Below are 21492 nucleotides of genomic sequence, written 5' to 3'. Positions count from 1 at the left end.
GAGGACGACCGCGGTCACCCTCCAGGACGACGCCCCCGGGCGCGCGGACCCGTAGCGTGGTCCTCATGCGCGCCCTCCTCGACCGACCGGCGGCCCTGCCGATCGCCGGGGCGCTGCTCGCCGCCCTCCACCTGCTGCTCGGGCTCACCGGGGTCACTCCGACCGAGCGGATCGCCGGCGGCCTCGTGCTCGCGCTGGCCCTCGCCGTCGCGGGATTCCTGCCCGCGCTCGCCCCCTCGCTCGTCGCGGTCGGCGCGCTCGCCGACGGAGGCGTCCTGCTCGGCGGTGTCCCCGTCGACGGGGTGCTCGTCGGCCTGGTCGTCCTCTGGCAGACGACCCGCCGGGTGGGCCCCTGGACCCGTGCCCTGGCGCTCGCGGGCGGCCTGATCCTCGCCGGGATCGGCGGCGTCACCGTCGCGCTCGGCCTCTCCGGCCCGCTCGATCCGTCCGGGCTCCCGGCGCGCGTGGAGTTCGTGGTCCTCGCCCTGGTCGCCCTCGCGGTCGCCTCCGTGCTCGGTGCGGCGAAGGTCCTCGTGTACCTCAACGCGCTGCGGGCGCCGGTCCTCGCGGGCGATCGGATCGACGCGCTGCTGACCCGGGTCGCCGGTCCGCAGGACCCCTTCGCGGTGGGGGTCGCCGGTGGTCAGGCGCTGGTGCTCCTCCTCGTCGCCGGCCTCCCGTTCGCCGGGGTGGACGGCGCGATGCAGCTGCTGGTCGCGGGCGTGCTCGCGGTCGCGCTGGTGCTGCACCGGCGGTCCCCGGTCCTCGCCCTCTCGATCGCCTGGGCCGGTGCCGCCCTCCAGATGAGCGCGAGCCTCGCTCCCGGACCCGCGGATCTGGCCATCCTGGCCGTCCTCTTCGGCGCCGGCGCGTCGGAGTCGCGGCGGGTGCGGATCGCGGGCGCGGTGTCGGCCGTCCTCGGCGCCGTGGTCGCCGTCGTCTACCTCGTCCTCGTCTTCGACCTCGTCGCGAGCGCCTACGACGGCCTGCTGTCGGCCGGCGCCACCTTCGGCGGGATCCTCGCGACGCTCGGCCTCTCCTGGACCATCGGACTGCTCTCCCGCTCGGTCCGCCGGGCGCGGGAGGGCCAGACCCTGCGCGCGCAGGCCGAGCAGGAGCGCGCGCGGGCGCAGCGCGAGCTCGACACCGTGGAGGAGCGCAACCGGATCGCCCGCGACATGCACGACGTCGTCGCCCACTCCCTCGCCGTCGTGATCGCGCAGGCCGACGGCGCGCGCTACCTCGGCGCCACCAGCCCCGAGCAGACCGACGCCGCGCTGCTGACCATCTCCTCCGTCGCCCGGGACGCCCTCGGCGACGTGCGCGTGCTCCTCGCCCAGCTGCGGCACTCGCAGAGCGACGGCCCGCAGCCCGGCGCCCGCGACCTGCCGGCCCTCCTCGACAGCGTGGGCGGAGCGGGAGCCCCCGTCCGCGCCGAGCTCGCCGTCGACCTGGAGGCGGTGCCGCGCGCCGTCGGTCTGGCCCTGTACCGCATCGCCCAGGAGGCGACCACGAACGCTCTCCGCCACGGCCGCCCGGGCTCGCCGCTCGACATCGCCCTGCGCCAGGACGGCGGCGAGCTCGCCCTGACCGTGCGCAACGCCCGGTGCGCCGACGTCGAGCGCGACTCCCTGCCGGGCGAGGGCCACGGCCTGGTCGGCATGCGCGAGCGCGCCGCGCTCGTCGGGGGAGTGCTCGCCGCCGGCCCGGTCGGGGACGACTTCGTCGTCGACGCGCGCCTGCCCTCCTCCCCGTCCCTCGCCCGCACCGCCCCACCCCTCGCCTCCGGAGGCAGCCCCGCATGACCGACACCATCCGCCTCGTCCTCGTCGACGACCAGGCCCTCTTCCGCGCCGGCATCCGCATGCTGCTCGGCTCGCAGCCCGACCTCGAGGTGGTCGGGGAGGCCTCGGACGGGGCGGAGGGCGCGGAGCTGGTCGCGCGGCTGGCCCCCGACGTCGTGCTGATGGACATCCGGATGCCGGGCGTCGACGGGATCGAGTCGACCCGGCGGATCCTCGCGGACGCGCAGGAGCGGCGGGTCGAGCCTCCGCGCATTCTCGTGCTGACCACCTTCGACCTCGACGAGGCGGCCGCGCGCGCCATCCGGGCGGGCGCGAGCGGCTTCCTCCTGAAGGACACGGAGCCCGGCTTCCTCCTCGCCTCCGTCCGCACCGTGCACGCGGGGACCGCCGTGGTCGCCGCCTCCGCGACCCGCGAGCTCTTCGAGCACTTCGGAGCGGCGGGCAGCGGACGGGAGACCCCGCCCGCCTTCGCGACCCTCACCGACCGCGAGCGCGAGATCTTCCACCTGGCCGCGCGGGGGATGAGCAACACCGAGATCGCGCGCGCCGAGTTCCTGAGCGAGGCGACGGTGAAGACGCACATCAGCCGCACCCTCGGCAAGCTCGGCCTGCGCGACCGCGTGCAGCTGGTGGTCTACGCCTACGAGAACGGCCTGGTCTCCTAGCGCGGGACGCCGGGGTGACGCGCCGCGGGGGCGGTGCTACCCTGACCGGGTGCGCTTCGGACAGCTCCTCCTTCTCCGCCGCGACGAGATCTGATCCTCAGGCCATCCTCGTCGCGGAGTCCGTCGTCGGCTGAACCATCCCTCGCCCGCGAGGTCGATCCGCATCCGGATCCCCGCGAGACCGCCCGACCGGCACCGCCCACCAGCGGAGCCGCACGCGAGCGGGATCGGTCACGAGCGAGAACAGACACGTGCGCACCACTGCGCCGGGAGAGCACCTCATGCTGAACAACCAGAAGCCGTCGCCCATGCCGATCGGCAAGTACCGCCCCTTCCACGAGCTGATCGCCGTGGACCTGCCCGACCGCACCTGGCCGTCGAAGCGCATCACCGCCGCGCCCCGCTGGTGCGCCGTGGACCTCCGCGACGGCAACCAGGCGCTCATCGACCCGATGAGCCCCGAGCGCAAGCGCATCATGTTCGATCTGCTGGTCCGGATGGGCTACAAGGAGATCGAGGTCGGGTTCCCGAGCGCGAGCCAGACCGACTTCGACTTCGTGCGCAGCCTCATCGAGGAGGGCGCGATCCCCGAGGACGTCACCATCCAGGTGCTGACCCAGGCCCGCGACCACCTGATCGAGCGCACCTACGAGTCGATCCGCGGCGCGCGCCAGGCGATCGTGCACCTCTACAACTCCACGAGCGTGCTGCAGCGCGAGGTCGTGTTCCGCAAGGACCGTCAGGGCATCATCGACATCGCGCTGGCCGGCGCCCGCAAGTGCCGCGAGATGGAGTCGACCGTCCCCGGCACGGCCGTCTACTACGAGTACTCGCCCGAGAGCTACACCGGCACCGAGCTCGACTTCGCCCGCGAGATCTGCGATCGCGTCGTCGAGGTCTTCGAGCCGACTCCCGAGCGCAAGGTCATCCTGAACCTGCCCGCCACCGTCGAGATGGCCACCCCGAACGTCTACGCCGACTCGATCGAGTGGATGAGCCGCAACCTCGCGCAGCGCGAGAACATCGTGCTGTCGCTGCACCCCCACAACGACCGCGGCACGGCCGTGGCGGCCGCCGAGCTGGGCTACCTGGCCGGCGCGGACCGGATCGAGGGCTGCCTCTTCGGCAACGGCGAGCGCACCGGCAACGTCGACCTGGTCGCGCTGGGCGTGAACCTGTTCACCCAGGGGATCGACCCGCAGATCGACTTCAGCGACATGGACGGCATCAAGCGCACCGCCGAGTACTGCAACCAGCTGCCCGTGCCCGAGCGCAGCCCCTGGGCGGGCGACCTGGTCTTCACCGCCTTCAGCGGCTCGCACCAGGACGCCATCAAGAAGGGCTTCGAGGCGATGCACGCCGAGGCCGAGCGGACCGGCCGCAGCGTCGACGAGCTCACCTGGGCCGTGCCCTACCTGCCGGTGGACCCGAAGGACCTGGGCCGCTCCTACGAGGCGGTCATCCGCGTCAACTCGCAGTCCGGCAAGGGCGGAGTCGCGTACCTGCTGAAGACGGACCACGCGCTCGACCTGCCGCGCCGACTGCAGATCGAGTTCTCGGGCGTCGTGCAGGCCAAGACCGACGCCGAGGGCGGCGAGGTCACGAGCGAGCAGATCTGGACGGTGTTCCAGGACGAGTACCTGCCGGCGCCCGCCGAGCGCGCCGACGAGAAGTGGGGCCGCTTCGAGCTGCTGCGCACGAACACGTCGAGCGATCTGGGCGGCAGCATCGCGCTGGACGCGGTCCTCCGGGTGGGCGACGAGCGCGTCTCGGCCAGCTCGCGGGGCAACGGCCCGATCAACGCTTTCGAGGCCGTGCTGGAGCAGCAGGGCGTCGAGGTCCGGGTCCTCGACTACGTCGAGCACGCGCTCAGCGCCGGCGGCGACGCGCTGGCCGCCTCGTACGTCGAGTGCACGGTGAACGGCCGCACCCTGTGGGGCGTGGGCGTGGACGCCGACATCTCGACCGCCTCCCTCAAGGCCATCGTCTCGGCCGTCAACCGCGCCCTGCGCGAGGAGGTCCCGGTCCGCGAGCTGGCCGGCGCCTCCGCCTGATCGGGCCCGATCCCCGCCGGGGGAGCCGTGATGCGTCGCGGCTCCCACGGCATCCCCGTGCGCGGACCGCGCGGGACTCCGCTCCCTGCGTCCGGGTCGGCCGCCGCTAGGTCCGGCGGCGCCAGCGCAGGCGCGGCACCCCGCTGAGCGCGCGCTGCTCGGGCAGGCTCCAGCCGTAGCGGACCGCGAGCAGGCGGATGACCGTGGTCACGCCCACCGCGAGCGGCGCGGCGAAGTCGATCGTCACTCCGAAGCGCAGCGTGAGGACCAGGACGCCGGTGCCCACCGAGGCGGCGACCGCATAGAGCGAGCCGACGTGCATCAGCGCGATCGGCCGGTTCAGCAGGATGTCTCGGACGACGGATCCGCCGACGGCCGAGACGGTGCCGACGAACACGGCCGGCACCTCCGGCACGCCGAGCGACAGGGCCTTCGTGGTGCCGATCGCGCCGAAGAGCCCGAGGGTCAGCGCGTCGAGGGCGGTGATCGTCCCGTCGACCCGGTTCAGCAGGTGCTGGAGCAGCATCCCGAGCAGGGAGGCGGTCACCGCGACGATCAGGTACGCGTCGGTGTGCAGGGCCACCAGAGGCGTCTGGAGCAGCAGATCGCGGAGCACGCCGCCGCCGAGGCCGGTGGCCGTGCCGATGATCGTGACGCCGAGCAGGTCGATCCGGCGGTCGCGGAACTCGCCCGCGAACATCGCGCCCTGGAGGCAGCCGATGGCGATCGCGAGCAGGTCGGCCCAGGCCGGGATCTCGAAGAGGGAGGCTGCCACCCGGACATCGTTCCACGGCGCGGGCCCTGCTCCGGCCGGGCTGCCAGCCGGGTGTCGGGGGTCGGGGGGATAATCGGTGGATGCCCACCTATCGCGACGAAGCCGTGGTGCTCCGCACGCACAAGCTGGGCGAGGCCGACCGCATCGTGACGCTGCTCTCGCGCAGCCACGGCAAGATCCGCGCGGTAGCGAAGGGCGTGCGCAAGACCGGCTCCAAGTTCGGCTCGCGGCTCGAGCCGTTCATGGTCGCCGACCTCCAGCTCTACGAGGGCCGGAGCCTCGACATCGTCACGCAGGCCGAGTCGCTCGGGGCCTACGGTGCGCTGATCGCCGCCGACTACGACAGCTACACGGCCGCGAGCGCGATGGTCGAGACGGCGGACCGCCTCACCGACGCGGACGCCTCCCTGCAGCAGTACCTGCTGCTCGTCGGGGCCCTGCGATCGCTCTCGAAGCACGAGCACGAGCCGGTGCTGACGCTCGACTCCTACCTCCTGCGGGCGCTCTCGATCGCGGGCTGGGCGCCCAGCTTCGAGGACTGCGCGCGCTGCGGCGCCCCCGGGCCCCACGGCGCGGTCGTGGTGCAGCTCGGAGGCGTCGTCTGCGCCGACTGCACGCCGCCCGGAGCACCGCGGGTCGCTCCGGAGGTCGTGGTCCTGCTGGGTGCGCTGCTCACGGGAGACTGGGCCCACGCCGAGACCACCGAGCCGACCACGCGGTCGCGGGCGAGCGGAGTGGTCGCCGCCTACACGCAGTTCCACCTCGAACGCGGTCTGAGATCCCTGGAGCACGTCACCCGATGAAGCCCTTCACCCACAAGGACGCCGAGCCGTACCGCCCCCTCGACTGGACCGGGATCCACCCGCCTGCGATCCCGCGGAAGGCCGTTCCAGGGCACGTCGCCATCGTGATGGACGGGAACGGCCGCTGGGCGAACTCCCGCGGCCTGACGAGGATCGAGGGGCACAAGCGCGGCGAGACGGCGCTGTTGGACGTCGTGGCCGGAGCGATCCAGATCGGCGTGAAGCACCTCAGCGTCTACGCGTTCTCGACCGAGAACTGGAAGCGCTCGCCCGAGGAGGTGCGCTTCCTGATGGGCTTCAACCGCGATGTGCTGCACCGCCGCCGCGATCAGCTCAACGAGTGGGGCGTGCGCATCCGCTGGGCCGGCCGGAAGCCGCGCCTGTGGGCGTCGGTGATCAACGAGCTGCAGTTCGCCGAGCGGATGACCGCGGACAACGACGTGCTGACGCTCACCATGTGCGTCAACTACGGCGGGCGCACCGAGATCGCCGACGCGGTGCAGCGGCTCGCCGCCGAGGTCCAGGCGGGGCGGCTCAAGCCCTCCGGCATCTCCGAGAAGACGATCGCCAAGGCGCTGTACGTGCCGGAGATGCCGGACGTCGACCTCTTCGTGCGCTCCTCCGGCGAGCAGCGCACCAGCAACTTCCTGCTCTGGCAGAGCGCCTACGCCGAGATGGTGTTCCTCGACCGGCTCTGGCCGGACTTCACGCGGACCGACCTCTGGGACGCGATCGATCACTACTCCGGCCGCTCCCGCCGCTTCGGCGGCGCGGTCGACGTGCCGGGGGCCTCCTCGTGATCCGGGTCGGAATCGTCGGCTTCGGGCTCGCGGGCAGCGTCTTCCACGGTCCGTTCCTCGCGGCGGATCCCGCTTTCGAGGTCGTCGCCGTCTCCACCCGCGACGCCGGTCGGAGGGCCGCGGCCTCCGCCGCGCATCCCGAGGCCCGGATCGTGCCCGACCTCGACGCGGTGCTCGCCGAGCGGCCGGAGCTGGTCGTGCTCGCCTCGCCGCCGTCGGTGCACCGGGAGCAGGCCGTCCGGGTGCTCGAGGCCGGAGTCGCGGTCGTGATCGACAAGCCCTTCGCACCGAGCACGGCCGACGCGGACGCGATCATCGCCGCCTCCGAGCGGAGCGGTGCGCCCGTCTTCGTCTTCCAGAACCGGCGCTGGGACGCCGATCTGCTCACCCTCCGCCGCCTCCTGGGCGAAGGGGTCCTCGGCGAGGTCCTCCGCTTCGAGTCGACCTTCGAGCGCTGGAGCGCGCCGAAGACGGGCCGGTGGCAGAGCGAGACGGGTCCGGCCGAGGGTGGCGGGATCCTCTTCGATCTCGGCAGCCACCTGGTCGACCAGGCGCTGCTGCTGTTCGGCCCGGCGGTCGTCACGGCGGCCGAGACCCGGACCGTCCATGAGGGCTCCGCGAGCGAAGACGACGCGTTCGTCTCGCTCCTGCATCACAGCGGCGTCCGCTCCCACCTCACCATGAGCCGCGTCGCCCGGGCGACCGGCCCCCGCTTCCGCGTGCTCGGCACCCGCGCCGCCTTCAGCGTCGACGGTCTCGATCCGCAGGAGACCGCGCTCCGCACCGGCGGCGCCCGACCGGACGACGACGGCTTCGGCGAGGTCGCGCCGGAGGGATGGGGCGTCCTCGTCGACGACTCCGGCGCACACCCCGTGCCGAGTGAGCGGGGACGATACGCCGCGTTCCTCGAGCAGGTCGCGCGGTCCCTCCAGGACGGCGCTCCCTCGCCGGTCGACGTCCGCGAGGCCCGCGAGGTCGTCGCCGTGCTCGAGCAGGCGCACGCCCTCGCCGCCCGCTGACCGGGCCCGGCGCCGACGCGCCCGGTCGCTCCCCGGTCTTGGCGATCCGGCTCCGGAGCGTCATCCTCGAGAGGTGAGCACCGCACTGCCGAACTCCGCCGACCTGCGCGCGCGCTTCGCCGGTGCCCGCGGCTACCACAACGCCTGCACCCTCGGCCTGCCGCCGCGGGAGACCGTCAAGGCGCTGCGGGCGGACCTCGACGGCTGGTCGTCCGGGGAGAGCACGGCCGCCGCCTACGGCGTTGTCGCCGAGCGCGCGCGTGCCTCGTTCGCCGCGATCGCCGGCGTCCCGGTCGACCGTGTCGCGATCGGCTCGCAGACCTCCGCCATGGCCGCCGTGCTCGCCGCCTCGCTGCCCGACGGGGCCCGCGTGCTCTGCGTGGACGGCGACTTCTCCTCCATCGTGTTCCCCTTCCTCGCCCAGGCGCACCGCGGAGTGACCGTGCGCTCCGTCGCGCTCGAGGCGCTGGCCGACTCCGTCGAGGACGGGGACGACCTCGTCGTCTTCTCCGCCGTGCAGTCCAGCAGCGGAGCGCTCGCCGATCTCGACGCCGTCCTCGAGGCGGCCGCGCGCCACGGAGTGCGGACCGCGTGCGACCTCACGCAGGCGGTCGGCGTCCTGCCGGTCGACGCCTCCCGCTTCGACGCGACCCTCACCCACGCCTACAAGTGGCTGTGCTCGCCGCGCGGAGTGGCGTTCCTCACCGTCTCGCCCGCCTACGCGGCCGAGCTCGTCCCCGTGCAGGCGGGCTGGTACTCGGGGGAGGACGTGTGGTCGTCCTGCTACGGACCGGCCATGCACCTGGCCGAGAACGCCCGCCGCTTCGACGTCTCGCCGGCCTGGCAGGCGTTCGCCGGCGCCGAGGCGTCGCTCGCTCTGTTCCGCTCGCTCGACCTCGACGCGGTCTGGGCGCACGCCTCCGGCCTCGGCGACCTGCTGTGCGAGCGGCTTGACCGGGAGCCTCAGCACCGGGCGCTCGTGTCCTGGCCGGACGAGGGGGGAGCGGACCTGGAGCTGCTGCAGGCTGCGGGTCTGCGCGTCTCGGGCCGCGGCGGCCGGCTCCGCATCGCCTTCCACCTCTGGAACGACGAGTCCGACGTGGACGAGCTCGTCCGCGTGCTGCGGGAATAGCGGGGCGCCCCCTCCGTTGTCCTGGGAGTGAGTGCTGAGCCGAGCCCCCTCTCCGTCGACGTCTGGTCCGACATCGCCTGCCCCTGGTGCTACATCGGGAAGCGCCGGTTCGAGCGCGGGCTCGAGGCCTTCCGCGCCGCGCACCCCGAGGCTCCGGAGGTCGTCGTGGAGTACCGCAGCTTCGAGCTCTCGCCGGACACGCCGGAGGACTACCGCGGGGGAGAGGCGGCGTTCCTCGCCGAGCACAAGGGCATCCCGGAGGTGCAGGCGCAGCAGATGCTCGACTCCGTCACGGCGATCGCGGCGAGCGTCGGCCTCGACTACCACTTCGAGTCGGTGCGCCACGTCAAGACGGTCACCGCCCACCAGGCGCTCCACCACGCCAAGGAGAACGGACTGCAGCTCGAGCTCGTCGAGCGTCTCCTGAGCGCGTACTTCGTCGAGGGCCGCGACCTGGCCGATCCGGAGGTGCTCGCCTCGCTCGCCGGCGAGGTCGGGCTCGACCCGGCGGAGACGCGCCGCGCTCTCGAGGACCGGCGCTACCTCGGGCGGGTGCAGTCCGACATCGCCCAGGCCCGCGAGTACGGGATCTCGGGGGTGCCGTTCTTCGTCCTCGACGGGCGCTTCGGCGTCTCCGGCGCCCAGGAGCCGGCGGCGTTCACCGAGGTCCTCGAGCACGTGCTGGAGCAGCGGGCGGCCGTCGCGTGAGCGGGCCGTTCGAGATGCTGGGCGACTCCGGCGTGCCGCTGTGCGAGGACGGCGTCTGCGCCGTGCCGCAGGCCGCGGAAGCGCAGGCCGAGGTGCCGCCGATCAGCGCGGAGGCTCCTCCACGGTGATGTCGGCCACGGTCGCGCCGTAGGCGGCCACGAGGGCGTCCGCGTCGACGAAGGCGCTGCGCCCGTCGGCGCCGGCTCCCATCGCGACGCGGCGGCCGAGGATCCGCTCGTCGGCGTAGACCGGCCAGGCCGTCGTGGAGCCGATCGGGGTAATGGTGCCGCGCCGGTAGCCGGTCGCCTCGAGGGCGGCCGTCTCGTCCGGGAGGCGGAGCTTGTTCACTCCGACCACCGCGCGCAGCTTCGGCCACGCGATCTGCCGCCCGCCGGGGACGAGGGGGAACAGGTAGCCGCCGTCGTGGCGCTTCACCACGAGCGACTTCACGATGTCGCCGGGCTCGATGCCGAGCAGCGCGGCCGCCTCGTGCAGGCTGCCGGCAGCGGGCCTCTCCACGATCTCGACCGCAAGGCCGCGGGCGGACGCGTCCGCCTCCAGCCGCTGCGAACCGTCCTCCACAGGTGTGCTCCCGTTCATCTCTCCACCTCTCCGCTCGTCACTCCGCCTTCCCCAACACAGGATCTGGGAGAATCGATACCGATGTCCTCCACTCTCACGGCCGCCCCGCCCGCGCGCACCGCGCCGGCGCTCCGGATCGGCCCCCTCGAACTCGACGCGCCGGTGGTGCTCGCCCCCATGGCGGGCATCACCAACACGGCGTTCCGCCGCCTCTGCCGCGAGTTCGGCAACGGCCTCTACGTGAGCGAGATGATCACCTCCCGCGCGCTCGTCGAGCGCACGCCGGAATCGATGCGCCTCATCCGCCACCACCCCAGCGAGTCGGTGCGCTCGATCCAGCTCTACGGAGTGGACCCGGTCACCGTCGCCGAGGCGGTCACCATGCTCGTCGCCGAGGACCGGGCCGACCACATCGACCTCAACTTCGGCTGCCCCGTGCCCAAGGTCACCCGGAAGGGCGGGGGAGCGGCCCTGCCGTGGAAGCTCCCGCTGTTCCGGCAGATCGTCGAGGGCGCCGTGAAGGCCGCCGGCGACGTCCCGCTCACCGTCAAGATGCGCAAGGGCATCGACCCGGACCACCTCACCTACCTCGAGGCCGCCCGTGCCGCCGAGGGCGCCGGGGTCGCGTCGATCGCGCTGCACGCGCGCACCGCCTCCGAGTTCTACAGCGGGCACGCCGACTGGTCGGCGATCGCCACGCTCAAGGAGACGGTCACGAGCGTGCCCGTGCTGGGCAACGGCGACATCTGGTCGGCCGAGGACGCGCTGCGGATGATGGCCGAGACGGGCTGCGACGGAGTCGTCGTCGGTCGCGGCTGCCTCGGGCGCCCCTGGCTCTTCGGCGACCTCGCCGCCGCGTTCGCCGGCTCCGACGAGCGGTTCCGCCCTTCGCTCGGACAGGTCGCCGAGGCGTTCCGCCGCCACGCGGAGCTGCTCGTCGACTTCTTCGAGAGCGAGGAGCGCGGCTGCCGCGACATCCGCAAGCACGTCGCCTGGTACTTCAAGGGCTACGCCGTCGGCGGCGACCTCCGCGCTCGCCTGGCCACCGTCGAGTCGCTCGCGCAGCTCGACGAGCTCCTGGCGACGCTCGACTGGACGCAGCCCTACCCGGGCGAGGCGGCCGAGGGGCAGCGGGGCCGCGCCGGCTCGCCCAAGGTCCCCTCCCTCCCGGACCGCTGGCTCGAGTCCCGCGAGCTCGACGCCGGGCAGCGCGACGCGGTCTCGGCCGCCGAGATCCACAACAGCGGTGGATGACCGCGCGCTCTGGGGGTACTCGCTCGTCGACACCGAGCGATTCCTGCCGGAGGACCACTCGACTCGCCGCTCCGACTTCGCCCGCGACCGCGCCCGGCTCTTCCACTCCAGCGCGCTCCGCCGCCTGGCCGCGAAGACCCAGGTGCTCAGCCCCACGGCGGGCGTCGACTTCGCGCGCAACCGCCTGACCCACTCGCTCGAGGTGGCGCAGATCGGCCGGGAGCTCGCCACGAGCCTCGACCTCGACCCCGACGTCGTCGACACGGCCTGCCTCGCGCACGACATCGGGCATCCGCCGTTCGGGCACAACGGCGAGCGCGCGCTCAACACCTGGGCCGAGGGGATCGGCGGCTTCGAAGGCAACGCGCAGACCTTCCGGCTGCTCACACGGCTCGAGCCGAAGGTGTTCGGCGACGACGCCCGCCCCTACGGGCTGAACCTCACCCGCGCCAGCATCGACGCGAGCTGCAAGTACCCCTGGCCCGACACGCGCTCGGTCGCGGACCCGTCGGGGCGCGCCAAGTTCGGGTTCTACGCCGACGACGCCCCCGCGTTCGCCTGGATGCGCGAGGGCGCCCCCGAGGGGGTGCGCTGCATCGAGGCCGAGGTGATGGACCTCTCGGACGACATCGCGTACTCCGTGCACGACTTCGAGGACGCGGTGGTCTCCGGCTACATCGACGTCGAAGCACTCGGCTCCCGCGCCGACCACGAGGACCTCGTGCAGTCGATGCACTCCTGGGTCGGCGGGGAGGTCGGACACGACGAGCTCGTCGCCGCCTTCGACCGTCTCGACTCGCTCGACGTGTGGGTCTCCTCCTGGGACGGCTCCCGCCGCGACCAGGCCCGGCTCAAGAACCTCACCAGCCAGCTCATCGGCCGCTTCGCCGCCGCCGCCACCGAGGCCACCCGCGAGGCGTACCAGCACCCCGACCTCGTCCGCTTCGGCGGCCACGTCGTCGTCCCCCGCGAGCAGCAGGCCGAGATCGCCGTGCTCAAGGGGATCGTCGCGACGTTCGTGATGTCGCGGAACACCCGCCAGCCCATCTACGCCCAGCAGCGCGAAGTCCTCACCCGCCTCGCCGACACCCTCCTCGACCGCGGCCCGGGAACCCTCGAGCCCGGCTTCGCCGAGGACTGGCACGCCGCCCCCGACGACGACGCCCGCCGCCGCGTCGTCGTCGACCAGGTCGCCAACCTCACCGACCAGAGCGCCCTCGCCTGGTTCGAGAGGCTGTGCTGATGCGCTGAGCCGGGCGGCGCCCGGCTCAGCTGTGCCGCCGGTCCCTGCCCGGCGTCACCGCGGTCGGCTTGTCGAGGTGGTGCGTTCCAGGGAGCGGGGTGCGTCCGCCTAGGGCGATCCGCTGGGACGCGGATCGGCCGTTCGGCGGTGCTCGATTGCACGCCGGTCCTCGCCCGGCGTGGCGCGGTCGGCTTCTCGGGGTGGTGCGGTTCGTGGAGCGGGGTGCGTCCGCCTAGGGCGACCCGCTGGCACGCGGATCGGCCGTTCGGCTGTGCTCGATTCCACGCCGGTCCTCGCCCGGCTTGGCGCGGTCGGCCTCTCGGGGTGGTGCGTTTCGTAGAGCGGGGTGCGTCCGCCTAGGGCGATCCGCTGGCACGCGGATCGGCCGTTCGGCGGTGCCGGTGGCACGCCGGTCTCTGCCTGGCTCGGCGCGGTCGGCGGTGCTCGATTCCACGCCGGTCCCTGCCCGGCGTGGCGCGGTCGGCTTGGCGACGTGGTGCGTTTCGTGGAGCGGGGTGCGTCCGCCTGGGGCGATCCGCTGGGACGCGGATCGGCCGTTCAGCGGTGCCGGGGCACGCCGGTCACCGCCAGGCGTCACCGCGGTCGGCTTGTCGGGGTGGTGGGTTCCAGGGAGCCGGGTGCGTCGTCTGAGGCGATGTGCTGGTGTGCGGGTCGGCCGGTCGGCTCGGAGGGCGGGGAGGGCACCGCACCGCGAGGCGCGGAGGGGCGCGGGGCGGCGGGTACGGTGAGGGCGTGGGAGCGGAGCGGACACGGCAGCGGATCCTGGAGGCGGCGACGGAGGAGTTCGCGGCGCACGGGCTGGCGGGAGCGCGGGTCGACCGCTTCGCGGCACGGTCGGGGATGAGCAAGCCGATGCTGTGCTCGCACCGGCCGACGGCGCGCGAGGCCGTCGCCGCCGTCGTCCGAGTCAGTGCGGAAGGGTACTCCGCGCCCGGCACTCCTGCCGGCTGCTTCGTGCTGAGCGAGCCGCGGCTCGAGGCCCGTCGCCGCGAGATGGAGGCGCTCGTCGCCGCACGAGTCGAGCGCGGGATCGAGGAGGGCGACGTGCCGCCGGAGACGGACGCCGGATCCGTCGCCGCCTTCGTCGTCGCCGTGCTCAGCGGGATGTCGACGCAGGCCCGCGACGGAGCACCGGCGGACCGCATCGCGGTCATCGGCGAGCTCGCACTCGGCGCGCTGCCGGCGGCCACGGGCGTGCGAGCCGCAGGGCGCACGCCGGGAGCTCCCGGATGAGACCGCGTCGGCCGCGTCTCGGCCTCCTCGCCCTGGTCGTCGCGGGGCTGCTGCTGGTCCAGCCCGCCGCGGCCTCGGCGGCACCGCTGCTCCCTCCCGCGAACGGCGTCCTCGACTACCAGCTGGTAGGCGCCTACGCTCCGGCGTCGAGCGTCACCATCGTCGACCGCGACCGCACGGACGCGCCCGCCGCCGGCCGCTACAGCATCTGCTACGTGAACGCCTTCCAGACCCAGCCCGGCGAGAGCGCCGCCTTCGCGAAGCGGCACCCCGAGCTCCTGGTGAGGCGAGCGGACGGGAAGCCCCTCGCCGATCCGGGCTGGCCGGACGAGTACCTCTTCGACGTCTCGACCGCCGCGAAGCGGACCGCTCTGCTCGCGATCGTCGGCGCCTGGATCGACGGCTGCGCCGAGGACGGCTTCGACGCCGTCGAGGCCGATAATCTGGACAGCTACACCCGCTCGGGCGGGAGGCTGACGAAGTCGCAGGCGCTGGCGTTCGCCACCCTCCTGACGGCGCGCGCTCACCGCTCCGGCCTGGCGATCGGCCAGAAGAACGGAGCCGATCTCGCCGCTGCCGGGAAGAGGACGGTCGGCTTCGACTTCGCCGTCGTCGAGGAGTGCCAGGTCTACGACGAGTGCGCGGCCTACACGGACGTCTACGGGCGCCAGGTCTACGAGATCGAGTACACCGACAACGGCCGGTCCGCCTACGCCGAGGCCTGCGCCGGGCAGGGCCGGAGCATCTCGGTCACCCTCCGCGACCGCGACGTCGTCCCCCGTGGCGCAGCGGGCTACGTGAACCGGCACTGCTGACGCCGGGCGGACGCTACCGCAGGGCTCCCAGCACGACGGCCGCGGCGCGGGCGACCAGCGCGTCGTCGTAGTCCGCCTCGGGGTCGTTGCGCGTCGAGAGGATCGACAGCACGACCGCGTCCCGCCCGGGAGGCGTCACCACGGCGACGTCGTTGCGGATCCCGCCGGCGCCCCCGGACTTGTCCGCGACGCTCCAGCCGGCCGGAGGGCCCGCCCGGACGAGAGTGTCGCCGGTCGCGTTGCCGCTCATCCAGTCGAGCAGGAGCGCCCGGTCCTCCGCGGACAGCACGTCACCTGTGGCGACCGCGGCGAGGTCCGCCGTGAACGCGGCCGGGGTGGTGGTGTCCTCGGTGCTGCCGGGCTCGATCGTGTTCAGCGCGGGCTCCTCGTTCACCACCTCGGTGGTGGTGTCGCCGAGAGCCTCGAGTCCACGGTCGAGGGCGGAGGGTCCGCCGACGCGCCGGAGGACGAGATTCAGCGCTGTGCTGTCGCTCCGGCGGACGGCCGCCTCGGCGAGCTGCGACAGCGGCAGGCCGGTGGCGGTGCTCTCCTCCGTGACGGGGGAGTAGCCCGCCGCCTCGACGTCGGCGACGGTCCAGGTGACCACCCCTCCCGCTCGGCGGCGGGGACGGTGCGCAGGAACTCCGCCGCGGCGAGGACTTTGAGGCTCGAGGCGAAGCCGAAGCGCTCGTCGGCCCGGTGATCGACCCGGCGACCCGAGCCGGTGTCGACGGCACTGACGCCGATCCGGGCGTCGAACTCGTTCTCGAGCGCGGCCAGCTCGGCGGAGACGTCGATCGGAGGAGGGGTGGCGGAGGACGCCGACGACGGCACGGAGGCGGACGACGGCGGCGCGACCGGGGTGTCCGCCGTGGTGGTGCACCCGGCGAGGGCCAGGAGGAGGGCGGAACCCGCGAGTGCGCGGAGGGTCCGCGACGACCCTCTCGAACGGTTCACAGCGCGGAGTAGACGACGGAGAAGGCGACGGCGGCCGCCGCGGTGACGCCGAGCGCCGCGAGCGAGACGAGTGCGCGCGGCCTCCTCCGCACGACGGCCAGGACGAGGAAGCCCGCGCCCAGGACGATCTGGAGCCACCAGTACACCGGACTCGTGGTGTCGGCGACCGCGCCCAGCGCCCAGACGCCCTCGCCGATCAGCACGCCCGAGAGCGGCGCGACAGCCAGGACGCGCCACGTCCTCGAGCCGTGGAGGGTGAGTGCGGCGGCGGCGCCCAGGATCGGCCCGGCGGGGACGGCGAGCAGCCAGAAGACGTCCGTGAAGGGAGGCGAGTAGCCGAAGCCGCGCGCCGCGGTCACCAGGTCGTAGCCCTCGAGCAGCGCCCAGAAGCTCAGCAGGCCGAGAGCGGTCGCCGCCGCCGGTCGGGCGCCGCCGAGGCGTACGAGCGCGAACACGAGCATGGACCAGCCCCCGGAGGAGTTGGCGAACGAGCTCACCGACGGCGGGAGGGAGCCCTGCAGCAGGCTGGTGAGCCCGCCCAGGACGAGACCGCCGAGCAGGGCGACGAGCAGAGCACGCAGGAGAGGCGGGCGGGAGGCGGCAGGGGGCATGGGTCGATTCTCGGAGACGGCGGGCGGGTGCGGATCAGGGATGACCCTGATCTCGGGGTGCGGGGCCGATCACAGGTCTCCGGGGTGTTCCGCGCCGCCCTGGTGCAGTTCTCCCCACCCCGGCTCGGCGGCTCCGGCGGCCGATACGATGGACCCCATGCCTCGGATCCGACAGTCAGATGTCGAGGAGGTCAAGGCGCGGGTGAACATCGGCGACGTGATCGGCGAGTACGTCACGCTGAAGTCGGCCGGCATCGGCTCGCTGAAGGGCCTCTGCCCCTTCCACGACGAGCGGAGCCCGAGCTTCCACGTCCGCCCGCAGGCCGGCTTCTACCACTGCTTCGGCTGCCAGGAGTCGGGCGACGTCTACAGCTTCATCATGAAGATGGACCACAGCTCGTTCAGCGAGACCGTCGAGCGCCTCGCCGGGCGCATCGGCTTCCCGCTGCAGTACGAGGACGGCGACGGCCGCGCGCCCGAGACCGGCGGGCGAGCGCGCCTCCTCGCCGCGAACGACGCCGCGGAGGAGTACTTCCGCGAGCAGCTCGCGACCCCGGGCGCCGACGTCGGCCGGCGCTTCCTCGGCGAGCGGGGCTTCGACCGCGCCGCCGCCGACCGCTTCGGCGTCGGCTTCGCGCCCGACGGCTGGGACGGTCTCACCACCGCGCTCAAGCGCCGCGGCTTCTCGGAGGAGGAGCTGACCACGGCCGGCCTGGTCAGCAGCAACAACCGCGGCGGCGTGTACGACCGCTTCCGAGGCCGCCTCGTCTGGCCGATCCGCGACGTGACCGGCCAGACCGTCGGCTTCGGCGCCCGCCGCCTCCTCGAGGAGGACAAGGGCCCCAAGTACCTCAACACCCCCGAGACGCCCGTCTACCACAAGTCCCAGGTGCTCTACGGGCTCGACCTCGCCAAGCGGGACATCTCCCGCGGGCACCGGGTGGTCGTCGTCGAGGGCTACACGGACGTCATGGCCTGCCACCTCGCCGGCGTCACCACCGCGGTCGCCACCTGCGGCACCTCCTTCGGCGTCGACCACATCAAGGTGCTGCGCCGGGTGCTGGGCGACGACAGCGGCGTCGGCGAGGTCGTCTTCACCTTCGACCCCGACGCGGCGGGCCAGAAGGCGGCGATGCGCGCGTTCCAGGAGGAGCACCGCTTCGCCGCGCAGACCTTCGTCGCCGTCGCGCCCGAGGGCCTGGACCCCTGCGACCTCCGCCTGAACCGCGGAGACGACGCCGTCCGCCGCCTCATCGACGACAAGAAGCCGATGTTCGAGTTCGTGATCCGGCAGCTGCTGGACCGCTACGACCTCGAGACGGTCGAGGGCCGGATCGCGGCCCTGCGCGCGGCCGCCCCGGTCGTCGCCGAGATCCGCGACCCGGCGCTGCGGCCCGGCTACTCCCGCGAGCTCGCCCGGATGCTCGGCCTGGACATGGCCGAGGTCAACTCCGCCGTGCGCTCCGCCGGATCCCGGCCCCGCTCCTCCGGACCCGAGGGCCGCGACCAGCAGGGCGGGCGGGGCGGCGGCGAATCGTCCGCGGCCGAGGCGCCCCTCGGCGCGCGCATCGCCGACCTCCCCGTCGACGTCGTCACGCGCATCGAGCGCGAGGCGCTGATGGCGATGCTCCAGCTTCCGCAGGCGATGGGTCCGGAGCTCCTGGCCCGGGCGGCGCACGCGGCGGTCACCAACGAGACCCTCCGCGTGGTCCGCGACGCCGTGGTCGCGAACCTCGAGCGGGCGGAGGACCGCGACTGGGTCGAGCACGTCGCCGACGACGTCCCCGGCCCCTTCGCCTCGCTGGTGCGCCAGCTCGCGGTGGCGCCGATCCCGGCCGCCGACGAGGAGGGGCTCGCCCGCTACTCCCGCGACGTGGCGATCTCGCTCATCGAGCGCGATCTGCTCCGCGAGATCGCCGAGCTGCGCGGGGCGCTCCAGCGCGCGTCCGCCGATCCGGTGATGGCGCGCGCGGTGCAGGTGCGCCTGGTCGAGCTCGAGCGCGAGAAGCGGGCGCTGCGCACGGAGTGAGCGTGTTGCGGTCGTGTGAAGAAATCGGCCGCACGCCCGTGCCGGTTCGGAGAGCGCTTCCAACTGTGTTACCCATGAGGAACAGCAATGCGGGCGTCCAGTGTCGTGACGCCACAGCCCACAGGAGATCTGTGTGCCGAGAGTCCGCGCGCCCGGAGCGCGCCCGCATCCCATCCTTGACAGGAAGAGGCAGACGGAGATGAATTCCGCATCCACTCGCGGCACCCGTGCACTGGCCGCCGCCGCAGGCTTCGCCGCGGTCGCGCTCGTGCTGACGGGCTGCGCCGCCGGCGGGAACGACTCGTCCGGCGGAAGCGCCGGAGGGGCCCTGACCATCGGCACCACCGACAAGATCACGACGCTCGACCCCGCGGGCTCCTACGACAACGGCTCGTTCGCCGTGATGAACCAGGTGTTCCCGTTCCTGATGAACACCCCCTACGGCAGCCCGGACGTCGAGCCCGACATCGCCGAGTCGGCGGAGTTCACCGCTCCCACGGAGTACACCGTGAAGCTGAAGGAGGGACTGAAGTGGGCCAACGGCCACGACCTCACCTCCTCCGACGTGAAGTTCTCCTTCGACCGCCAGGTCGGCATCGCGGCCGAGAACGGCCCGTCCTCGCTCCTGGCGAACCTCGACAGCGTCGCGGCTCCGGACGACACGACCGTGGTCTTCACGCTCAAGTCCGAGAACGACCAGACCTTCCCGCAGATCCTCTCGAGCCCCGCCGGCCCGATCGTGGACGAGGAGGTCTTCTCGGCCGACGAGCTGACCGCGGACGCCGACATCGTCTCGGGCGACGCCTTCGCCGGCCAGTACACGATCGCGAACTACGACGTGAACAACCTCATCCAGTACAAGGCGTACCCGGACTACCAGGGCGTTCTCGGCGAGGCGAAGACGGACACCGTCAACGTCAAGTACTACGCGGACTCGTCCAACCTCAAGCTGGACATCCAGGAGGGGAACATCGACGTCGCGTTCCGCAGCCTCTCGGCGACGGACATCGACGACCTCCGCGGCAACGACACGGTCAAGGTCGTGGACGGCCCCGGCGGCGAGATCCGCTACATCGTCTTCAACTTCGACACCCAGCCCTTCGGCGCGACGACCGGTGAGGCCGACAGCGCCAAGGCCCTCGCCGTGCGCCAGGCCGTCGCCGACCTGATCGACCGCGACGAGATCGCCGACCAGGTCTACAAGGGCACCTACACCCCCCTCTACTCCTACGTCCCCGCCGGCCTGACCGGCGCGGTCGAGCCGCTCAAGTCGCTCTACGGCGACGGCAACGGCGCGCCCGACGCGGACAAGGCGAAGGCGACCCTCGAGGCCGCCGGCGTCACCGCTCCGGTCACCCTGAACCTGCAGTACTCGAACGACCACTACGGTCCGTCCTCGGGCGACGAGTACGCGCTGATCAAGGACCAGCTGGAGTCGACCGGCCTCTTCACCGTGAACCTGCAGACCACGGAGTGGGTGCAGTACTCGAAGGACCGCTCGAGCGACGTCTATCCGGCGTACCAGCTCGGCTGGTTCCCCGACTACTCCGACGCCGACAACTACCTCTCGCCGTTCTTCATCAAGGAGAACTTCCTCGCGAACCACTTCGACGACGCCGAGGTGCAGAGCCTGATCGCGCAGCAGGTCTCGACCACCGACGCCGACGCGCGCACCGCGCTGATCGAGCAGATCCAGGAGAAGGTCGCGGCGCAGCTCTCGACCGTCCCCTACCTGCAGGGCTCGCAGGTCGCGGTCGTCGGCAGCACCGTGAGCGGAGCCGAGGACACCCTCGACGCCTCGTTCAAGTTCCGCTACGCGGCACTCAGCAAGGGCTGATCCACCCCCCTCGCGGCCGGCGCCTCCCCGACAGGAGGCGCCGGCCGTTCTCCACGAAAGGCATCACGTGACGACAGCCACGACGGCTGCGGCGACGGCGCCCACCCGGCGACCGCGCGGCTCCGGGGGCGGACTCGGGCGCTACCTGCTCGTCCGCTTCCTGCTCATCATCCCCACCGTCTTCATCCTCGTGACGCTGGTGTTCCTCCTCATGCGCAGCACGGGCGACCCGATCACGGCGGCCCTCGGCGGCCGCCTGACCGCGGACCAGCTCGCCGAGCGCGTAGCCGCCGCCGGCTACGACCGGCCGCTGATCGTGCAGTACCTCGAGTACCTCGGCAAGCTGCTGACCGGCGACTTCGGCACCACCCTGAGCGACAACCGCCCCGTCACCGAGGTGCTCCTCACCTACGGCGCTGCGACGGTCGAGCTCGCCTTCTACGCCCTGATCGTGGCGTTCCTGGTCGGCATCCCGCTCGGGATGCTCGCCGCCTACCACCGCGACCGCACGCCCGACGCGGTGCTGCGCATCTTCGCGATCCTCTGCTACGCGACCCCGGTGTTCTTCGCGGGCCTGCTGCTGAAGCTGGTGTTCTCCGTCTGGCTGAAGTGGTTCCCCGTCGCCGGGCGCGCCTCGACGAGCACCGAGCTCTCGCTCCAGTTCCTCGAGAACAAGACCGGCATCTATCTGATCGACGCGATCCTGACCGGCGACCCGGCCGCGATCTCGGACGTGCTCTCTCACGCGGTGCTCCCCGCCGTCGCGCTGGGCCTGCTCACCGCGGGCATCTTCCTGCGCCTGGTGCGCACCAACGTGATCGGCACGCTCGGCACCGACTACGTGGACGCGGCGCGCTCGCGCGGCGTCAGCGAGTTCCGGCTCGTCCGCACCCACGCCTACCGGCCGGCGCTGATCCCGATCATCACCGTGATCGGCCTGCAGATAGCCCTGCTGCTCGGCGGCGCCGTCCTCACCGAGACCACCTTCGAGTGGAAGGGCCTCGGCTTCCAGCTCGCCGAGTACCTCCAGGCCCGCGACTTCGTGGCCGTGCAGGGCATCGTCGCCCTGCTCGCCGTCATCGTGGCGCTGACCAACTTCATCGTCGACGTCATCGCGGCGCTCATCGACCCGCGAGTGAGGTACTGAGC

General features: G+C 72.8%; 19 protein-coding genes. 15 read left to right on the top strand and 4 right to left on the bottom strand.

Features of this window, described 5'->3' with window-relative positions:
• Positions 1–65 precede the first annotated feature (65 nt).
• The 3 genes from C5B93_RS12700 (at position 66) to leuA (ending at position 4524) form a co-directional block, all read left to right on the top strand.
• Positions 66–1805: a sensor histidine kinase gene (locus C5B93_RS12700; protein ID WP_146078490.1), complete on the top strand. Its 1740-nt coding sequence runs from the start codon at positions 66–68 to the stop codon at positions 1803–1805.
• Positions 1802–2470: a response regulator transcription factor gene (locus C5B93_RS12695; RefSeq protein WP_104234459.1), complete on the top strand. Its 669-nt coding sequence runs from the start codon at positions 1802–1804 to the stop codon at positions 2468–2470. Before C5B93_RS12700 ends, C5B93_RS12695 begins: the two co-directional genes overlap by 4 nt.
• A gap of 281 nt (positions 2471–2751) precedes the next feature.
• Positions 2752–4524, top strand: coding sequence for a 2-isopropylmalate synthase (leuA, locus tag C5B93_RS12690; RefSeq protein WP_104234458.1), 1773 nt, complete (start codon positions 2752–2754; stop codon positions 4522–4524).
• Positions 4525–4630: 106 nt separating this feature from the next.
• On the opposite strand, the gene C5B93_RS12685 is transcribed toward leuA, so the two are convergent.
• Positions 4631–5299, bottom strand: a complete 669-nt coding sequence (locus C5B93_RS12685; RefSeq protein ID WP_104273600.1) for a trimeric intracellular cation channel family protein — start codon at positions 5297–5299, stop codon at positions 4631–4633.
• A gap of 80 nt (positions 5300–5379) precedes the next feature.
• On the opposite strand from C5B93_RS12685, the gene recO reads away from it, so the two are divergent.
• The 5 genes from recO to C5B93_RS12660 all read left to right on the top strand — a co-directional run bounded on the left by recO (position 5380) and on the right by C5B93_RS12660 (position 9761).
• Complete coding sequence (gene recO / locus C5B93_RS12680) at positions 5380–6102, top strand: DNA repair protein RecO (protein WP_104223431.1); 723 nt, start codon at positions 5380–5382, stop codon at positions 6100–6102.
• Positions 6099–6902: an isoprenyl transferase gene (locus tag C5B93_RS12675; RefSeq protein ID WP_104292608.1), complete on the top strand. Its 804-nt coding sequence runs from the start codon at positions 6099–6101 to the stop codon at positions 6900–6902. Before recO ends, C5B93_RS12675 begins: the two co-directional genes overlap by 4 nt.
• The gene (locus C5B93_RS12670) at positions 6899–7921 is read left to right on the top strand and encodes a Gfo/Idh/MocA family oxidoreductase (RefSeq protein WP_104292607.1); all 1023 of its coding nucleotides are present in this window, start codon (positions 6899–6901) and stop codon (positions 7919–7921) included. The genes C5B93_RS12675 and C5B93_RS12670 overlap by 4 nt, the downstream gene beginning before the upstream one ends.
• A 73-nt stretch (positions 7922–7994) precedes the next feature.
• Complete coding sequence (locus C5B93_RS12665; protein WP_104292606.1) at positions 7995–9053, top strand: aminotransferase class V-fold PLP-dependent enzyme; 1059 nt, start codon at positions 7995–7997, stop codon at positions 9051–9053.
• A 27-nt stretch (positions 9054–9080) separates the two neighbouring features.
• On the top strand, positions 9081–9761 hold the full coding sequence (locus C5B93_RS12660) for a DsbA family protein (protein WP_104292605.1): 681 nt from the start codon (positions 9081–9083) through the stop codon (positions 9759–9761).
• Between the two features lie 102 nt (positions 9762–9863).
• Here C5B93_RS12660 and C5B93_RS12655 read toward each other — a convergent pair whose 3' ends face one another.
• Positions 9864–10361, bottom strand: coding sequence for an aminoacyl-tRNA deacylase (locus C5B93_RS12655; protein ID WP_104292604.1), 498 nt, complete (start codon positions 10359–10361; stop codon positions 9864–9866).
• A gap of 63 nt (positions 10362–10424) precedes the next feature.
• Between C5B93_RS12655 and dusB the strand changes: the two genes are divergently transcribed.
• The 4 genes from dusB (at position 10425) to C5B93_RS12635 (ending at position 14909) form a co-directional block, all read left to right on the top strand.
• Positions 10425–11597 (top strand): tRNA dihydrouridine synthase DusB, encoded by a 1173-nt coding sequence (gene dusB / locus C5B93_RS12650; RefSeq protein ID WP_104223437.1) that lies wholly within the window; start codon positions 10425–10427, stop codon positions 11595–11597.
• Positions 11590–12840 (top strand): deoxyguanosinetriphosphate triphosphohydrolase, encoded by a 1251-nt coding sequence (locus tag C5B93_RS12645; protein WP_104223438.1) that lies wholly within the window; start codon positions 11590–11592, stop codon positions 12838–12840. Before dusB ends, C5B93_RS12645 begins: the two co-directional genes overlap by 8 nt.
• 753 nt (positions 12841–13593) lie before the next feature.
• Positions 13594–14094, top strand: a complete 501-nt coding sequence (locus C5B93_RS17690) for a TetR family transcriptional regulator (RefSeq protein WP_104292603.1) — start codon at positions 13594–13596, stop codon at positions 14092–14094.
• A complete protein-coding gene (locus C5B93_RS12635) occupies positions 14091–14909 on the top strand; it encodes an endo alpha-1,4 polygalactosaminidase (RefSeq protein ID WP_104292602.1) in 819 nt (272 codons plus the stop codon). Before C5B93_RS17690 ends, C5B93_RS12635 begins: the two co-directional genes overlap by 4 nt.
• Before the next feature lie 13 nt (positions 14910–14922).
• Here the strand turns inward: C5B93_RS12635 and C5B93_RS17510 are convergent, their stop codons facing one another.
• Positions 14923–15516 (bottom strand): serine hydrolase, encoded by a 594-nt coding sequence (locus tag C5B93_RS17510; RefSeq protein WP_219812596.1) that lies wholly within the window; start codon positions 15514–15516, stop codon positions 14923–14925.
• Positions 15517–15862: 346 nt separating this feature from the next.
• Positions 15863–16477 carry a DUF6518 family protein gene (locus C5B93_RS12625; RefSeq protein ID WP_181068397.1) on the bottom strand — a complete coding sequence of 205 codons (615 nt, stop codon included), beginning with the start codon at positions 16475–16477 and terminating at the stop codon, positions 15863–15865.
• 157 nt (positions 16478–16634) lie between these two features.
• On the opposite strand from C5B93_RS12625, the gene dnaG reads away from it, so the two are divergent.
• The 3 genes from dnaG to C5B93_RS12610 all read left to right on the top strand — a co-directional run bounded on the left by dnaG (position 16635) and on the right by C5B93_RS12610 (position 21490).
• Positions 16635–18506, top strand: a complete 1872-nt coding sequence (gene dnaG / locus C5B93_RS12620; protein WP_104292601.1) for a DNA primase — start codon at positions 16635–16637, stop codon at positions 18504–18506.
• A gap of 199 nt (positions 18507–18705) precedes the next feature.
• Complete coding sequence (locus tag C5B93_RS12615) at positions 18706–20343, top strand: ABC transporter substrate-binding protein (RefSeq protein WP_104223443.1); 1638 nt, start codon at positions 18706–18708, stop codon at positions 20341–20343.
• Positions 20344–20410: 67 nt separating this feature from the next.
• A complete protein-coding gene (locus C5B93_RS12610; RefSeq protein WP_104292600.1) occupies positions 20411–21490 on the top strand; it encodes an ABC transporter permease in 1080 nt (359 codons plus the stop codon).
• Positions 21491–21492: the final 2 nt, after the last annotated feature.

The organism is Rathayibacter sp. AY1A2 (assembly GCF_002930935.1).
Classification (GTDB): Bacteria; Actinomycetota; Actinomycetes; order Actinomycetales; family Microbacteriaceae; genus Rathayibacter.
Note: the sequence above shows the minus strand (reverse complement) of the source record. Positions and strands in the feature narration are given on the sequence as shown.

Coding starts and splice junctions, on each gene's coding strand:
- C5B93_RS12700 (WP_146078490.1), top strand. CDS start 66: ATGCGCGCCCTCCTCGACCGACCGGCGGCCCTGCCGATCGCCGGGGCG.
- C5B93_RS12695 (WP_104234459.1), top strand. CDS start 1,802: ATGACCGACACCATCCGCCTCGTCCTCGTCGACGACCAGGCCCTCTTC.
- leuA (WP_104234458.1), top strand. CDS start 2,752: ATGCTGAACAACCAGAAGCCGTCGCCCATGCCGATCGGCAAGTACCGC.
- recO (WP_104223431.1), top strand. CDS start 5,380: ATGCCCACCTATCGCGACGAAGCCGTGGTGCTCCGCACGCACAAGCTG.
- C5B93_RS12675 (WP_104292608.1), top strand. CDS start 6,099: ATGAAGCCCTTCACCCACAAGGACGCCGAGCCGTACCGCCCCCTCGAC.
- C5B93_RS12655 (WP_104292604.1), bottom strand. CDS start 10,361: ATGAACGGGAGCACACCTGTGGAGGACGGTTCGCAGCGGCTGGAGGCG.
- dusB (WP_104223437.1), top strand. CDS start 10,425: ATGTCCTCCACTCTCACGGCCGCCCCGCCCGCGCGCACCGCGCCGGCG.
- C5B93_RS12635 (WP_104292602.1), top strand. CDS start 14,091: ATGAGACCGCGTCGGCCGCGTCTCGGCCTCCTCGCCCTGGTCGTCGCG.
- C5B93_RS12625 (WP_181068397.1), bottom strand. CDS start 16,477: ATGCCCCCTGCCGCCTCCCGCCCGCCTCTCCTGCGTGCTCTGCTCGTC.
- dnaG (WP_104292601.1), top strand. CDS start 16,635: ATGCCTCGGATCCGACAGTCAGATGTCGAGGAGGTCAAGGCGCGGGTG.
- C5B93_RS12615 (WP_104223443.1), top strand. CDS start 18,706: ATGAATTCCGCATCCACTCGCGGCACCCGTGCACTGGCCGCCGCCGCA.